This window comes from Thiomicrorhabdus marina (assembly GCF_017571465.1).
Classification (GTDB): domain Bacteria; phylum Pseudomonadota; class Gammaproteobacteria; order Thiomicrospirales; family Thiomicrospiraceae; genus Thiomicrorhabdus; species Thiomicrorhabdus marina.
This window is the reverse complement of the sequence record NZ_JAGETV010000039.1, coordinates 1-16,669: the sequence shown is the minus strand read 5'-3', so window position 1 is coordinate 16,669 and position 16,669 is coordinate 1. Positions and strand designations below refer to the sequence as shown.

The following is a 16,669-nucleotide window of genomic DNA, read 5'->3' as shown; positions in this document are numbered from 1 at the left end:
ACCTTAACAGTGAAATCATCAGAAGAAAACCTAGTCGCAGGTGATATTACTGCAGGTGGTAATAATGATGCAACTTTGGGGGCAATTACTCTAGGTACAGCCTACTCCGTGGATGGAGTAGAAACTCTAGATGTTCTAACTTCAGCAAATGCAAAAGTGGCTGTTGATAGTATTGATACTGCCTTAACAACCATTAATGATTATCGTGCTGGTCTAGGTGCAGTACAAAACCGAATGGAATACACAATCTCTAACTTGAGCAATGTGAGTGAAAATATGAGTGCGGCTCGCTCACAAATCCAGGATGCTGACTTTGCGAAAGAGTCTGCCAACCTAGCGCGTACGCAAGTGCTACAACAAGCGGGTATGAGCATGCTATCGCAAGCGAATGCTAACTCGCAAAACGTACTATCACTACTTCGTTAGTAGTGAGTTAACTTCTTAAGTAATACTTAAGAGTAATGGAGGGGAAAACGATGGAAGTATCAGCTTTGAATACATCAATCGAGACCCCTTCTACTCAAAAAGTAACGGAAGTTACCAACCGTGTAGAAGGGGTTAGCCCGCAAGATTCATCATCGATTTCGCAACAAGCCGTCAGCGTTTCTAAAGAACAGATTGAACCTCGTGTTGAACAGATCAATCGCCAACTGGAAAAATTGGGGCAAAGTATTACTTTTGGGGTTGATGAATCAACTAACCAAACAGTAGTGCAAGTGTTTGATAAATCTACCGATGAATTAATTAAACAATTCCCGACTGAAGACTCTTTAAAGTTTATTAAAAACATTCAAGATTACTTAGAACGGATACAAGAAACCGGAAGTGATAACAAGGAGAGTTTGACAGGTCAGATAATCAATGAAATCATATAGATGATACGATTTTATTGGAGGCAAGTATGGCAGATTTAAATGTTATGCAAGCATATCAAAATAGTTCAGACTTGAGCAAACTTGATAGAACTTCCAAATCCTTGAGGGAAGAGACGCAAGCTGCTGATACGGAAATTCGTTCGAATCGAACAAATGATGTTCAAGAGGCAAGCTCACAACAGGTCTCTTCCACTCAAGCCAAACAACAGACAATTGTTGATTCGCAAGAAGTAGATGCCTTAATGGAAAACTTGAATCAACAATTGCAAACATTACAAAATTACCTGCGTTTTGAAAAAGACGACGATTCTCAAAAGATGGTGATTTTTATTAAAGACAGTGAAACCGATGAGATTATCCGTCAGATTCCTGCCAAAGAACTTTTAGAGGTTTCCAAAAATATTACAAAGTTTTTAGAAACCCATCAAACCTTGAACCAGGCACAGTCAGGTTCAAGTAGCCCGATTGGTCTTTTAACCAATCAAACGGCTTAAGCCAGTTCCCTTGTGTGTTTAGCGGTCTTATATGGCCGCTTTTTTTGTTTAAAGCTTTTGTAAATTCAGCCGATATTAATAGTAATAGTGAAATATTTAGCCTTAATTGGCGTGTAACCTTGGCATAAATGTCGCTAAACTAGACGATAGATAAGCCTTGAATTAGTCGCTAAGAGAGAAAGCGAAAGGTTATTTTGGAAAGGAGATGGTCATGGCCAATGAAATTGGTACTACGTTAGTTAACTCGATTACAAGTAGCACATTTGATGTAGGGAATATGGCTAAGGTTTTAGCAGAGGCAGAAGTAGCAGGGCCGACCTCTATATTGGATCGCAACCGTGACAAAACTAATACAGAATTAAATGCTTTGACCTATTTGCAGTCAAATATTTCAGCTTTCAAAACTTATGTGACTGATCTTTCTAATCCGGAAACTTTTTCAAAATACTCTGTATCTTCTTCGAATGAATCGCTTATTTCTGGTACTGCCACGGGTTCGGTGACAAATGGAAGCTATCAAATTGAAGCTCGCCAATTAGCACAAGCCAATACGCAAGTGGCAAATAAGGTCTATTCTTCGACGGCAGACAGCATTGCGACCGGTACCCTGTCTATTTCGGTTGCCGGAAGTCAGCATGATATTACTATTGATGGCACGAACAATACTTTAGAAGGGTTGCAGAGAACGATTAATAATGGCGATTATGGTGTCAATGCTTCGGTGATTAATACCGGTAATGGTTACCAGTTAATGTTCACTTCCAAAGAGACCGGTGCAGCTAACCAAATGCAAATTTCTGGCATTGCTGACATTGACGTTAATGGCTTAACGACGACCTCAGTTGCTCAAGATGCCGTTATGGTGATTAATGGTTTAAGCGTGACCAGCACAAAGAACACTTTTGATGAAGTGATTCCGGGAATGTCTATCGACCTTAAGTCAGCCCAGCCTGGTGTCGTGAATACGTTGAGTGTTAGTCAAGATACCTCATCTATGGTGGAAACGGTTCAATCGTTTGTCGAAGTTTATAACCAACTTGATACGATTTTGGATGAGCTTGGAAGCTATGAAGAGTTGACTTCGGATCAGGTTGAAGATGAAGCGTACCAATATTGGGGAGACTTAGCCGGTTCTTCGGTTTTAAGACAAGTTCGTAGCGAGCTGCAAAGTTCTATCAGTGGTGTTATTGATGAGCTGGGTTCGTCCTATAACAGTTTGTCGATGATTGGTTTAAGTATTGATCGCGATGGGGTTATGGAGGTCGATGAGTCTAAATTGCAAAGTGTTGCCGCTCAAGGGCTTGATTATCTGAAAAATGTATTTGCACGTGGTGGAAGTTCTGATGATCCATTAGTCAATGTTCTTGGTGGGAATGATCGAACACAGACAGGCAGTTATGAATTAGAAATCAGTCAAGTTGCTACCCGTGCCACTAGCAGTTCTACAGCAACTCTTGATACGGATGAACGTGTTGCCGGTGGTCAGGTTTTTGATCAGGAGGCGATGCTAATACTTGAAGACGGTTCGTTTGATTTAAATGGAACAACGATCAATTTTGCTGCCGGTTCATATGCAGATTCGGCAGGTTTACTGGCTTATATGCAGGGTCAGATTGATAGTGCCATTACCGGTGCAGGTGGCGCAAATGGTGATTATTTAATTGATTACGATACGACTCAATCTCGATTTGAAATTACTGCTGCGGATACAAAAGGGGCTATTGATTTAACAAATGTGGTTGGGTTAAGTAATCAAGGCTTTACGCAAACGAATTATTCGGGCGAGCAGTTGGTGAACCTAACGGCTGGAAGCTTTGATGTGGCGGTTAATGGTTCCGATGTTACGACCTTTAATATGGCTGCCGGCGATTACACGCTTTCTGAAATTGCCAGTTACATGCAAAGCAGTTTAAACGGTTCACCGGAATTGCAGTCAGCCGGTTCTTCAGTTTCGGTAACCGCCGATAATGGCGAACTTAGCATTATTTCATCCCGTTATGGTACATCCTCTAAAGTAGAGATTAGCAATGTCAGTGGATTAACTGAGCTTAGCTTATTAGCCGGTTCAGAAACCGGCCAAAATGTTGATGGAAAAATTTATACGGAAAGTGGATCTCTCAACCTTGGAGCCTATGTGGATGGCAGTGATGGCAGACGTATCAATATTTCTAATTATGCGCCGGCTGAAGAATTACGCGGTTTGCAGTTTGAAGTCCTAGGTGGGGTTTTTGACGATGGAGATGGCGATGCGACTGACGGCGATGCGGGCTCTACCAGTTTGGCATCCAGAGGCACGATTACTTTTGTTCAGGGATTTGCGAGTCGTTTAGAAGAGGCGATTACGAATATTTTTGAAGCAGACAATGGGTTGGTAACTCAGCGTATCGAATCGTTAAATAGTAAAAATGAGGATTATGATGCCAAACAAGAGAAGTTGGATGCTCGGTATGAAACACTTTTGTTGAAATATCAACTTCAGTTTTCGGCATTGCAGTCGATACTATCTAGTGCAGAGCAAACTAGGAGTTATTTGTCGCAGACATTCAGTAACTCCAGTGATAGCTAATTTGGCTTTGTGAAATAAAAAAATACACGAGGGACAATAAAAATGACATATGCCGCACAAAATAAAATGGCGCAACAATATGCAAAAAACTTTGTTGAAACTGCTGTAACTGAGGCATCACCGCATAAGTTAGTTGAACTGCTTTATTCAGCGTTGTTAAAAAATCTGAAATTAGCTAAGGTTTTTATCGAGCAGAAAAATTATCCGAAAAAAGCGGAATTTTCCAATAAAGCCATTGCTATTATTAACGAGCTGAGAGCCGGTGTTGATCTAGAGAGTGGTGGAGAAGTTGCCGAGAATTTATACTCGCTCTATGACTACTGTTACCGAACAGTCTTTATGGCCTCGACGCAAAATGATGTACAAAAAATTGACGAAGTTGTTGAACATATTACCGGTTTGCAAGAAGCATGGCAGCAAATGCCGGAAGATATTAAACGCGCTTCAAAAGAACAGATTCAACGCGTGAATTAAGTTGTTTATATGAATTCTCAGTTTGAAGTAGACAAGCTTAAGCTACTGGCCGACTCTAAGAAAATGTTGCTACTTGCTCAGCAGCGTAAGTTTTCAGAGTTGGCGGTTATGCAAAGCCAGTGGCAGCCTCGGCTGGAAAAAATGGTTAATAAGTATGGTTCTGCGCTTGAATCGATTAGAGCAGTTTTGCTGGAGGATGCTCTAATTCTTGAAGATTCGCTAAATCGAACTCAAACAGATTTAGGCAGCGCATTGTTGAAAGACTTGAAAGCGAATGAAAAAGTAAAAAAATTCGTACAAATCTAAGCGTTTTCAACGATAACGCTTTTCCAGAAACTTAATTTGGGATAACTATTGGCTTAAAAAGTAAAGTGGTTATCCTGTGCATTCTACTCTTCTTAGGTTTTAATAGCCGCTTTCTTATTTGTAATCCGGTTTAATTATCTAATTAAATCAATTGGTTATATCGGTTAATCTCAATTAATTTATTAAGTATTTGCCTTCTTTCGGTTAGTAAAATAATGACGTCAAATTTTTGACATTTTTTTATAAAGTCTTTATAAATATAAGCAAAATCACGAAGTTGAGTATTGCTCATGTCATCTGACCTATTTTCGTCTCTGATTGGCTCCGGCCAAGCCATGCAAAAAGTCAAAAAACTTATTCAGCAAGTCGCTAAAACCGACGCTTCCGTTTTAATCCTCGGTGAATCCGGTACCGGCAAGGAAGTGGTTGCACAAACACTGCATAACGCCTCTAGTCGTTCGCAAAAGTCTTTTATTCCGATTAACTGCGGTGCAATTCCCGGAGAATTACTGGAAAGTGAACTGTTTGGGCACGAAAAAGGCGCTTTTACCGGCGCTATTACTGCCAGAAAAGGTCGCTTTGAGATGGCGGAAAAGGGCACCATTTTTTTGGATGAAATCGGCGATATGCCATTGCCGATGCAGGTTAAGTTACTGCGCGTGTTGCAGGAGCGAAATTACGAGCGTGTTGGCGGGAATACCACTTTTGAATGCGACGTTCGTGTGGTGGCGGCAACGCATCGCGATTTGGAAGATCACATCAAGGAAGGCAACTTCCGTGAAGATTTATTCTATCGTCTGAATGTTTTTCCAATTGAAATGCCATCACTGCGTGAGCGCAAAGAAGATATTCCTGAGCTTCTGGAATTTATGTTTTCGCGTATTGCCGATGCCGAACGTAAAACGCCAAAATTGAGTGAAAAGGCGCAGCTCGCTTTGCAAGCCTATAACTGGCCGGGAAATGTTCGCGAGTTGGGGAATTTGGCAGAACGTTTGACGATTTTGTTTGAGGACAATGTTGTCGAGTTTGATGATCTGCCGGAACGCTATCAAGTTGAGCCGACCGCAGAAATGATTGCCGAAATTCCGGTATTGAAAGTGGCTAATGGTTCTGATCAAGAAACGGCTCGTTCTAAGCCGGTTGAAGAAAATCGTACTGTGCATATTGTCGAAGAAGCGGCGGCTTTGCCAGTGAGCGAAATGACAGAAAATTCGGTTAGTGAAACGATTGATCTTGAGGAAGGTCTGGATTTGAAATCGTATCTGGTGGACATGGAAGTTAAATTGATTCAAAAGGCATTGGAGCAGACTGAAGGAAATGTTTCGCAGGCTGCTAAATTGCTGAAAACTAACCGAACCACGCTCGTCGAGAAGATTCGTAAATACGAATTGAACTAAGGATTGGATTTGCAAGCCCAAGATCAAACAGCGCGGATACAAGAGCTTGAAGAAGCTTTTACTCTGTTTAACCAAACCAGCGAGCAGCTTACGCAAAGCTACAATGCCCTGCAACAAAGAACCGAAAATTTACAAGAGCAATTAGCACAGAGCGATAAAGAAAAACGGCGTATGGCTGACCGCCTCGGGCGATTGTTGGACTTATTACCGGCGGCAGTTATTGTTTTAGATGAATCCAATCAGATCACTGAAATGAATCCGAGTGCAGAGCAGATCTTAGGCGCCGATGCGATAAACAGAAGTTGGTCAGTGGTGCAGAAAAACGTCTTTTTAAAAAAGAACAAAGCCCATCAGTTGATTACCCACAGCGGTCAGGTTTATCAGCTATCTAATACCGCTTTAGATCAAGAGGTTGGCCGGATTTTATTGTTGCAGGATGTGACCGCTTCTCATCAGTTACAGGAACATAAAAGTCGCCATCAACGTTTAGCTTCCATGGGCGAAATGGCAGCATCCCTTGCGCATCAGATTCGTACACCGCTGTCGTCAGCAATGTTGTATGTTTCACAGTTAAACGAACAAGATTTACCGAGCGAGCAGCGGGAACGTTTTACCGGAAAAGTGCAAGGCAGTTTGCATCATTTGGAATCTTTGGTTCAAGATATGTTGCAGTATGCTAAAGGCGGCACGGTTCCAAAAAATCAAATTTACTTACAGACCGTTGTTGAACATGCCGTTAATCAGTGTCAGCCGCGTGTTGAGTCATTACACGCGGAACTGCATTATGACGGTTCTGCCGATCAGATTGAATTGGTCGGTGATATGGATTCGTTGTCTACGGCATTGCAAAACCTTATCAATAACGCTTTGGATGTCATCGGCGCTGATGCGGTAATTCAAGTCACTGTCGTTGCGGGTAATGGCGTTGTCGATATTACCGTCACCGATAATGGGCCGGGCATTGAAGAAGAGAATTTGGAAAAGATTTTCGAACCCTTCTATACCAGTCGAGCTAAAGGTACCGGTCTTGGTTTATCAGTGGTTCGAGCGATTGCCGAAGCCCATCAAGGTGAGGCTTGGGTGAAATCCATAGTTGGCTATGGTTCTAAGTTTGGTATACGTCTTCCAGTCAAAGCCAGGGGAGATTAAGGTTTGTTGAAAATTCGTCTAAATAAAATAACGATTCCGCACGCTTTTCATCTTGCTGTAGCAAAATGATGTATGGCTGAACATAATTTATGAATATCCGGTAGGTTTAGGAATGAGTATTGCGAAAATTTTAGTGGTTGAAGACGATGCCGAATTGCAGGAAGCGTTAGTTGATATTTTAAGTCTGAACCAGTTTGAAGTTTTGGCGGTCAGTTCCGCTGAACAAGCATTGCAGGCTTTGGACGATGAAATCGGTATGGTGTTCACTGATATTCGCATGGACGGTATGGACGGCTATACGTTGATGAAGCGTCTACGAGCCTACAAACCTTATTTGCCCATTGTTTTGATGACCGCTTACGGCACGGTTGAGCAGGCGGTGGCTGCTGTGAAGCATGGAGCGGTGGATTACATCGAAAAGCCATTTGAGGCCAAAGTGCTGGTGGAAAAAGCCAAAGCTTACTTCAACCGCGATGCTTCATCCGAAGATGATTTTGTCGCTTCCGATCCGGTAACTGTGCAGTTGAAAACCATGGCGCAGAAAGTCGCTAAAAGCGATGCCAGTATTTTTATCGGTGGTGCCAGCGGTACAGGTAAAGAAGTGCTGGCGCGCTATATTCATGCGCAATCGGATCGAAACAGTGGGCCTTTTGTGGCGATTAACTGTGCGGCAATCCCAGAAAATATGCTTGAAGCGACCTTGTTTGGTTATGAAAAAGGATCGTTTACCGGCGCGATGAAATCTATGCCGGGTAAGTTTGAGCAAGCGCAAGGTGGTACCCTGTTCTTAGATGAAATAGGTGAAATGAAAGCCGATTTACAAGCTAAGCTGTTACGTGTTTTACAAGAGCGCGAAGTAGAACGCATCGGTAGTACTAAAACGATTAGCTTAGATGTTCGTGTGTTGAGTGCTTCCAATATCAATATGAAGCAAGCGATTGAAGAAGGTCGTTTTCGCGAGGATTTATATTATCGCTTAAATGTATTTCCGATGCGCTTACCGCCGTTGCAAGAACGCCCGAAAGATATTGCTGCGATAGCCGATCGTTTGATTGCTCGTCACTGTGGTGTAAGTCGCGTGCAACCGATGATTACTGCGCCGGCAATGAGAAAACTTTTGCAATATCCGTGGCCGGGTAATATTCGAGAACTGGATAATGTCATGCAGCGAGCGCTGTTAATGATGAACGGCGATGCGATTCAAGAGAGCGATATTCTTTTGGACGACGCGATGGACGGTTCAATGCATAATTTTGCTAGAAGTGAACGAGTGGATGAATCTCAGCAGAATTCAGAGCCTGAATTTGAAGAAACTCTATTTGTAAATGATGCAATAGAAAATGTTGTCGCTCCGACTGATAATGGTAATGCTGTCTGGAATGAACAAGCGCTTCCGGTTGATTTAAAAGCGCGTGAGATGCAGTTGATTTTACAAACCCTGCAACAATTCTCTGGACATCGTCAAAAGACCGCGGAAGCATTGAATATAAGTCCGCGCACTTTGCGTTATAAAATTGCTAAACTCAAGGAGCAGGGGGTTGATGTACCTTAGTTGATTTTGCAAGATGGCATAAGCTTTGCTGATTGTTCTTGCAAAATAATATAAAGCGAAATACATTGACGGGCTATTACGGAGACAGTAAACAATGAGTTCAGTGGATACACAAAGCTTACTACTGCAAATGCGTTCTTTAGCGGCACAGGCGCAAGCCAATCCTGTTGGCGGGAGCCAAGTGGTGCAAGCGGCAGAAAGTGGAGAGAAACCGGAAAATTTTGCCGATTTATTGACACATTCCATTGAAGCTGTAAATAAGGAACAGCACAAATCGAAAGATTTTAAAGAAGCTTTCGAGCGTGGTGATTCTGATGTTGAGCTCTCAGAAGTCATGCTGCAAGCACAAAAAGCCAGTTTATCGTTCCAAGCTATGACGCAAGTGCGTAATAAGTTAGTTGAAGCTTATAAAGAAGTTACCCAAATGCCTATTTAATTGGCTAAATTCACCCAAGTCATGCTGAATGCGTGGCTTTTTAATGAAAAGTTTGTCCCATGGCAGAGACCCAAGCAACCGTTAATAATCCTCTGAACGCGCCACCAGGTACGAGTTCAACGTTTATTAATAATCTCACCGCATTACCGGTTGCCAAACAGGTGGGTCTGGTTATTGCGCTGGCCGCCACTTTGGCGTTGGTGGTCGGTATTATTATGTGGTCGCAAGCAAAGCCATATACGCTTCTATTCGGTTCAATCGATCCGCAAGATATGAACGAGATCGTGCAGACGCTTGAACAAGATGCGGTTTCCTACAAAATCGATACCAATAGCGGTGGGCTTTTGGTTCCTTCCGATCAAGTACATGCCTTACGTTTAAAGTTGGCGGCAGCCGGTTATCCAAAACAAGCGGCCAGCGGCTATCAACTGCTTGACCAAGAGCAGGGCTTTGGTATTTCGCAATTCAAAGAAACCACTCAATATCACCGCGCCTTGGAAGGCGAGCTAGCGAAATCGGTTGCAAGTATCAATGCGGTTAAATCTGCAAGAGTGATGCTGGGTCTACCTAAGCGGTCGGTGTTTGTTCGCAAGCAGCAAAAGCCGACCGGCTCGGTAGCGGTTAAGCTTTATCCGGGTCGCTCGCTAAACGATGAGCAGGTCAGCTCGATTGTCTATCTGGTCGCTTCCAGTATTCCGAATATGGAACCGGGAGATGTTACCGTGGTTGATCAAAACGGTAATTTGTTGACCGGCGATAGCCGCAATAGCGGCAGTATGTTGCATATGAGTATGAAACAGCTGGATTATACTCGCCAAGTCGAACAAACCCTTTCAGCACGAATTGTCGATTTATTGGCACCGATTGTCGGTGGTGTCGATAAGGTGCGTGCGCAAGTCACTGCTGAACTGGATTTTACCCAAGAAGAGCAGACCCGCGAAAATTACCAACCTGATCCAGATGCAGTTCGTTCTGAACAGGAAATTCGAGAAATCAATCGCGACAAAGGCCCAACGGGAATCCCAGGCGCATTAACTAATCAACCACCTCGTGCCGGTTTGGCTCCGGAAGAAGGCTATACACCGGAAAATGACCCGAACCTGAAAAGTTCGAGTGAGAAGAAAACCAAAAACTACGAGCTAGATCGTACCATCAGCCACATCAAGAATTCAGTCGGCAGTATTCGTCGTTTATCTGTAGCGGTGGTGCTAGATGATAAAACGACCTTAAACGAAGAAGGTCTGATGCAGCGTATTGCTATGACCGATGAAGAGTTGTTGCGTTATCGCCAACTGGTCAGTGATACGGTGGCATTGGATGAGACTCGCGGAGATACGTTAACGGTGGTTAATGCGTCTTTTGCGGTAGCTCCTGAAGAAGAGATTGAAAATCCGCCTATTTGGCAAGAGTCGTGGTTCTGGGATTTTGTTAAACAGTTCCTCGCCGGTCTTGCTGTACTGATTATTATTTTGGCTGTGATTCGCCCAATTATGCGTGATCTGTCGAAACGTGAAGAAGTGGCGCTTGAGTATCCTGAAGATGTGCCGGAAGACGTTGAGCAGGTCGAAAACGTTGACGAGATTTCTAAAGCGTTAGAGAAAATGAATGCCGAGGTTGAGCAGACCGCTGCGAATGCCGAAGCGGAGTCGAAGGCAGAGCATGACATCTTAGAAAAAGTCCGTGCGATTGTCGACACCAATCCGAAAGTGGCCGCCCATGTTATCCGTCAATGGATGAATGCAGGAGATGACAATGGCTAATGATATTCCTGAATTAGAAGAAACACTGCCAAGTCGAGAGATCTCCGGCATAGATAAAGCTTCGATTTTTATGCTGGCTTTGGGTAAAGAGAGCGCGGCGAAAATTCTACAAAATTTGAACCCGCGTGAAGTACAGCAGCTTGGTTCGGCAATGACCAATATTGAAGGGGTCAGCCATAGCGATATACATTTTGTGATGCGCTCTTTTCTAAAAGAAATTGGCGAGGATGCTCTGGGCGTTGATCCAAGCGAATTTGCTCAATCTCTAATGGCTGATGCCTTAGGCGATGGTGCTGGCGGTATGCTGGATGCGACCATGCTTGGCGATCAAGTCAAAGGTCTGGAAGCACTTAAGTGGATGCATCCTTCGACTATTTCCAATATGTTGCGTAATGAGCACCCGCAAGTAGTGGCGATAGTCCTGTCTTACTTTGATTCGGACCAAGCGGCAGAGGTATTACGAGGGATTCCAGAGCGTTTTCAAGCGGAAGTGGTCTATCGTATTGCGACCTTGTCGACCATCCAACCGCGCGCGCTGTTTGACTTGAACAACGTCTTGGAGTCTGCTTCAGGTGATGGCGAAGGCGGTAAGCTTGCAACGATTGGCGGTGAAAAACGCGCTGCAGAAATCCTTAACTTGGTCGGTGGCGGCATTGATTCACGCATTTTAGATGACATTGCCACTGAACATGAAGACGTCAGTAGTGCCATTCAAGACAAGATGTTTGTCTTTGATGATATTTCCGGCATTGATGATCGCGGTATTCAAACTCTGGTTGGCGAAGTACCAAGCGATGTATTGATTGTTGCGCTGAAAGGGGCAGATGTGAATCTGCGTGAAAAATTCTTATCGAATGTCTCCAAACGTCAAGCGGAAATTATGCGTGACGATTTGGAAACGGGTGGGCCAGTTAAACTCAGTGCGGTTGAAGATGCACAAAGAACCATTATCCAAACCGTACGCCGCTTAGCCGACGAAGAGAAATTGATGATGCCGGGCGGTGGCGAGGAGTTTGTGTAAATGAGCGGTTCGCTGGATAAAGCTGGCGCACATGAGGTTCAAGATAATGAAAACCTTAAGGTGCGAGGTCAGTTAATTGACGGTGAAACGCTGACACAGAAAGTCAGTGCCGAAGCGATTGTGCCTTGGACGTTGAGTGATTTTGAACAAGAAGCGCAAAGAAAAGAAGATTTTAAGCAAGAAGTCATTCGACAAGAGGTTGAAAAGCAGATTCAGCCTGAGCTACAGAAGCGTAGCGATATGTTTAAAAAAGAAGTCTATGACAGTGCTTATCAAGAAGGTTATGACGCCGGTTTTAAACTCGGTCAGCAAGAGGGCGAAGCGACCGGTAAATCGCAAGCCTATTCGCAAACCCGCGATTTCTTATTTCCTAAAATTCAAGCGATGAACGAACTGTTAAAGAGTCTGCAAGCGCCTCAGCAACAGATGGAACAGAGTTTGTTTGATGAAATCGTGCAGTTCTCCTCCTTCATTGCCGAGCAGTTAATCGGCGAGCGTCTGGCGCAGAATGCCGAATGGTTGGAGCAAGCCGTTAAAGAATCGATTCAAACTTTGCCGGAATCTGATGCGCCGATTGAAGTCGTGTTTAACCCGGAGGATTTGGCTTTTTTGAAAGAGCTTGAAACCGACTGGTTAAAAGATTATCAACTGAAGGCGGATGGTGCTATTTTGCCCGGTGGTTGTCTGGTTAAGCAGCAATTTAGTTCAGTGCATAATTGTTGGCAGAACCGATTTTTGGATTTAAAAGAGCAGATTACCAATAATGTTGAAGCGCTCACTGAAGCAAAAGAAAAAGCGCAGCAAATCCAGCAAGAAGGTATGGACGATATACCTTGGGATGAGCAGGGCGAGTTTTCTGAAAGTGAGTTTGCTCCAGTGAAACCTATTGCTGCTGATATTCCTGACGTCAGTGCCTCTGATTTTCCCGCCAAAAAGAACGTGACCGCTAAAGATTCTCCAGCGGAGCCAAAAAATGTCAAACAATCCGACCCCGTTAATGAGTAGTCAGTTTAACCAGAATTTGGTTGAGCAAATGCAAGCCTTAAAACAGATGCAATGGCAAGCACCGTCTTTGCAGGTGGCGGGTCGTTTGGTGCGTATGGTCGGCATGACGCTTGAAGTTGTCGGTACTTATGCTGCGATTGGTTCACGTTGCCAAATTTTTAACGGTAATAATCCACCTGTCGAAGCTGAAGTGGTCGGTTTTCATAATGATCGCCTATATCTGATGGCGATTGGTAGTACCCATGGGCTTGCTCCGAACGCCAAGGTGGTTCCGGTTGAAGGCGGCGTGAAAGTCGGCGTCGGTCCGGGGTTGCTAGGTCGCGTGGTGGATGGTTCGGCTAAGCCATTGGATGGGAAAGGCGCAATTGAAGTTGAACGCTACGTCAGTTTAAACGGCGAAAAAATCAATCCTTTAGACCGTCATCCGATTAGTGAACCGCTGGATGTCGGTATTAAGGCAATTAACGCTTTATTGACTCTTGGTCAAGGGCAACGCGTCGGTTTAATGGCGGGAACCGGCGTAGGTAAAAGTGTGTTGCTTGGGATGATGACCCGTTTTACCAATGCTGATGTTGTAGTCGTTGGCTTGGTTGGGGAACGTGGTCGCGAGGTAAATGAATTTGTTCGCCACAACTTAGGTGAAGAGGGTTTAAAACGTTCTGTCGTGGTGGCGACTCCGGCTGATGATCCGCCGCTAATGAGAATGCACGGTGCGATGTTGGCGACGGCGATTGCCGAGTATTTCCGTGATCAAGGTAAACGGGTTTTATTGCTAATGGATTCTTTAACCCGTTTTGCGCAGGCGCAGCGTGAAATAGCGCTAGCGGTCGGGGAACCGCCAGCCAGCAAAGGTTACCCGCCTTCGGTTTTCGCCAAGCTCCCTCAGTTAGTAGAGCGCGCCGGTAATGGTAAATCTGATAGTGGTTCGATTACCGCCATCTATACGGTTTTGGCAGAAGGTGATGATCAGTCCGATCCAGTAGTGGATTCGGCGCGTGGTGTATTGGATGGGCATATTGTATTGTCCCGTGAAGTGGCGGATAGCGGTCGTTATCCGGCGATTGACATAGAATCGTCAGTCAGTCGTGTGATGGTGGAAATTGCCAGTGAGCAGCAGATGAAATTGGCGCGTCATTTCAAACGTCTGTACTCGGCTTATCAGCAAAATCAGGATTTAATCCATGTCGGCGCTTATCGTAAAGGCTCGGATGCTTTGATTGATGAGTCGATTGCTAAAAATGAGGCCTTAAACGGTTTCCTGTCGCAACAGATTAAGCAGCAGTTTAGCTTTCAGGCATCGGTCGAAGCGCTTCAGCAGTCCCTGCGTTAAGGTAGTTGGCGATGAGTTCGGATATTCAACGCTGGAATAAGTTGGTCGAATTGGCCGAGATGGAAATGGACAATGCCGGTAAAACGGTCGCTTTTATGCAGGAAGAGATGCAACAGGCGCAGTCTCAGTTAGAAGCGTTGCAGAATTATGTGCAAGAATATGCGCAGCAGCCGGTACAAGGTCCTGCTCAGAGTGTAGCGCAACTTCAGACTCATGCCGCGTTTGGTGAAAAGCTTCATCAAGCAATTCAAGCCCAAAGTGAAGCGTATCAACAAAAACAGCTTATGGTAGAAAAGGCATTGGAAGCATGGCGTGAAAAGCGTGCGCGTTTTAAAGCCTTGCAAACTTTATTGGAAAAAAAGCGTAAACAGCGTGATTTGAAATTAAATCGTCAAGAGCAAAAGATGTTGGATGAATTGGCGGCGCAACAAGTTTCTAATCATTCGCTTTGACTTATCCATGTTTCTATTAAAAGAATGTCTTAGACCCTTTCTTTAATTTTCCGTTATTGGTTTCTGTATTTTAGGCATAGTAGTTGCTGTGAAACCGGCAAGACTGGCAAACAGAGAGCAAAACAAGATGTTAGCCCTAGAACAAACACAAGATCGAAGCACGATTATTGCCGCCTTGCAGGTTGGTAACCAAACTGAGGCTGAACAAGGGCAAGAATTGCCACTTGAAGGGCAGAAATCGCCATTCGCACAGTTTTTGGATTACCTGAAAAGCCAATCGGTAGCGTCGGATAATTCGAGCACAAAGCTGACGGCTAATGCGGTTATGACAGAGCAAGTTGATGTTGGCGAACAGCATTCTATCAGTGCTGGTTTAGAGCGCCTGTTGAATACTAAGTTAGCAGTTGCGGAAGACGGTGATGTCGAAGATGAAATCGCGTTACATAGTCGTCTTAAGGATGTTTTTCGAGATTTGCAAGGATATACCGCTACATCAGCAATGAAAGTCGAAGCGCCTGACCTTGATACCGCTCAAGCAATGCAGATTACAGCAGCTGGTACTGCTACTAATCGTCTGCAACAGTTGCCTGCCGGATGGGGGCAAAGTTTGCAGAATGAATTGGCGGCTATGGATTTGGGGGCTGAGGCTGATCAAAATAGTGCGAGCAATACCGGTTCGGTTTTGAATGCTTTAGCGAATCGTTTGCAAGTTGCCTACCCTGAATTTGCGCAACAGCCTCGTGAGCAAATTGTTGCTCGATTGCGAAGTGAATTGTTGGCGCAGAGTTCTGTGGTGTCAGAGAGCGAGACTGATGAGTTAACGCAAAAACTGCAAACTGCGGTGCAGAATATGGCGCAAGAAGCCGGTGTGGATGTTGATGTGAAAGTTGCTTTTGGCGATTTTCCTGAGCGCCCTGTTAATCAGCTCCATGAAACGGCTGCTCGTGTGGCGAACGTGGTTGCTGATGAAAACAGACAGCCACTGCAACAACGAGAAAAACTTGCTACAGAAGCAGTAAAAGTTGACTTGAGCAAAGCTGCGCAGGGGCTAAACGTCGATAATACCGGTAAACTGCCTGCGAATCATGTTGAGGTGAACACGGCAAATGAGTCTGTAACGAAAGTGCTGAACAACAAAGTTGCTGATGTGGCTCAAACCAAGCATCGGCATGTTGATGCAGAATCGATTCAAGGTAAGGTTCGTGTTGAAGAAAATACCGCTAGAGCGGAGCAGATTGTAGGTAAAGAAGCCGAGAACCAAGTAGCGATGGTTGAGGCCAATCGTCAGCAAGCGCTTGAAAAATCAAATGGTATGGCACAGCAAGGTATTGAGGAATCAACCAGTAAACAAGCGAATAGCGCTCTTGATGCTCAATTCGATGCTGAGTTAACTGTTCAAGCGGAGGTTAAAACCGAGGCCAAGTTTGAACAAGAAATCACAGCTAGCGAACAACACGCTGTACAAACACATCAACTAGCGCAAGATGGGCTTGTTATCGAGGAAGAGCTAACTGATGAAGCGGTTGTTGCTTCAGTCGGTTTTGCTGCTGATCAAGTAGTGCAAAAACTGCAAGGTAAGGCAGCGGATAAAGTTGATGAAGGCAAGTTAGCTGATGAAGCAGAATCTGTACAGCAAGTTGAAGAGATTACTGATGTAGCGGCGTTGCATGCCGGCCAAGCAACGGCAAGTGCACAAGCGAATGTACAGGTACAAACGGCCGCTAATGTCGGAGCGCAAACTTCGGCAGCGGCATCAATTTCTCCGCAAGCTAATTCTCAGGCTAATGTACAAGCGAATGCCAATGCAACAATGAATGCTTCTGGCAGTACTGAAAATCTTGCCGGTCAGAGT

General features: G+C 44.5%; 16 protein-coding genes. All 16 read left to right on the top strand.

What is annotated here, in order from left to right; translation table 11 throughout:
- The coding region (locus tag J3998_RS12460) for a flagellin (protein ID WP_279576316.1) at positions 1-426 on the top strand (426 nt) is incomplete at its 5' end.
- A gap of 50 nt (positions 427-476) precedes the next feature.
- Complete coding sequence (locus J3998_RS12455; protein ID WP_208151000.1) at positions 477-875, top strand: flagellar protein FlaG; 399 nt, start codon at positions 477-479, stop codon at positions 873-875.
- Between the two features lie 26 nt (positions 876-901).
- On the top strand, positions 902-1,369 hold the full coding sequence (locus J3998_RS12450) for a flagellar protein FlaG (RefSeq protein WP_208150999.1): 468 nt from the start codon (positions 902-904) through the stop codon (positions 1,367-1,369).
- A 211-nt stretch (positions 1,370-1,580) separates the two neighbouring features.
- On the top strand, positions 1,581-3,935 hold the full coding sequence (gene fliD, locus J3998_RS12445) for a flagellar filament capping protein FliD (protein ID WP_208150998.1): 2,355 nt from the start codon (positions 1,581-1,583) through the stop codon (positions 3,933-3,935).
- A gap of 42 nt (positions 3,936-3,977) precedes the next feature.
- The gene (gene fliS / locus J3998_RS12440; protein ID WP_208150997.1) at positions 3,978-4,409 is read left to right on the top strand and encodes a flagellar export chaperone FliS; all 432 of its coding nucleotides are present in this window, start codon (positions 3,978-3,980) and stop codon (positions 4,407-4,409) included.
- A gap of 9 nt (positions 4,410-4,418) precedes the next feature.
- On the top strand, positions 4,419-4,715 hold the full coding sequence (locus tag J3998_RS12435) for a hypothetical protein (RefSeq protein WP_208150996.1): 297 nt from the start codon (positions 4,419-4,421) through the stop codon (positions 4,713-4,715).
- Positions 4,716-5,005: 290 nt separating this feature from the next.
- On the top strand, positions 5,006-6,112 hold the full coding sequence (locus J3998_RS12430; RefSeq protein ID WP_208150995.1) for a sigma-54 interaction domain-containing protein: 1,107 nt from the start codon (positions 5,006-5,008) through the stop codon (positions 6,110-6,112).
- 9 nt (positions 6,113-6,121) lie between these two features.
- Positions 6,122-7,261: a sensor histidine kinase gene (locus J3998_RS12425; RefSeq protein ID WP_208150994.1), complete on the top strand. Its 1,140-nt coding sequence runs from the start codon at positions 6,122-6,124 to the stop codon at positions 7,259-7,261.
- Positions 7,262-7,373: 112 nt separating this feature from the next.
- Entirely contained in the window at positions 7,374-8,813 is a 1,440-nt protein-coding gene (locus J3998_RS12420) for a sigma-54-dependent transcriptional regulator (RefSeq protein ID WP_208150993.1), read from the top strand.
- A gap of 94 nt (positions 8,814-8,907) precedes the next feature.
- Positions 8,908-9,249 carry a flagellar hook-basal body complex protein FliE gene (gene fliE, locus J3998_RS12415; RefSeq protein ID WP_208150992.1) on the top strand — a complete coding sequence of 114 codons (342 nt, stop codon included), beginning with the start codon at positions 8,908-8,910 and terminating at the stop codon, positions 9,247-9,249.
- Between the two features lie 59 nt (positions 9,250-9,308).
- Entirely contained in the window at positions 9,309-11,009 is a 1,701-nt protein-coding gene (fliF, locus tag J3998_RS12410) for a flagellar basal-body MS-ring/collar protein FliF (protein WP_208150991.1), read from the top strand.
- Positions 11,002-12,030, top strand: coding sequence for a flagellar motor switch protein FliG (gene fliG / locus J3998_RS12405; RefSeq protein WP_208150990.1), 1,029 nt, complete (start codon positions 11,002-11,004; stop codon positions 12,028-12,030). Before fliF ends, fliG begins: the two co-directional genes overlap by 8 nt.
- Positions 12,031-13,035 (top strand): FliH/SctL family protein, encoded by a 1,005-nt coding sequence (locus tag J3998_RS12400; protein ID WP_208150989.1) that lies wholly within the window; start codon positions 12,031-12,033, stop codon positions 13,033-13,035.
- Complete coding sequence (fliI, locus tag J3998_RS12395) at positions 13,004-14,365, top strand: flagellar protein export ATPase FliI (protein ID WP_425086098.1); 1,362 nt, start codon at positions 13,004-13,006, stop codon at positions 14,363-14,365. Before J3998_RS12400 ends, fliI begins: the two co-directional genes overlap by 32 nt.
- Positions 14,366-14,376: 11 nt before the next feature.
- On the top strand, positions 14,377-14,817 hold the full coding sequence (fliJ, locus tag J3998_RS12390; RefSeq protein WP_208150988.1) for a flagellar export protein FliJ: 441 nt from the start codon (positions 14,377-14,379) through the stop codon (positions 14,815-14,817).
- Positions 14,818-14,944: 127 nt separating this feature from the next.
- Positions 14,945-16,669, top strand: a 1,725-nt coding sequence (locus J3998_RS12385) for a hypothetical protein (protein WP_208150987.1), incomplete at its 3' end; no start/stop codon positions are given.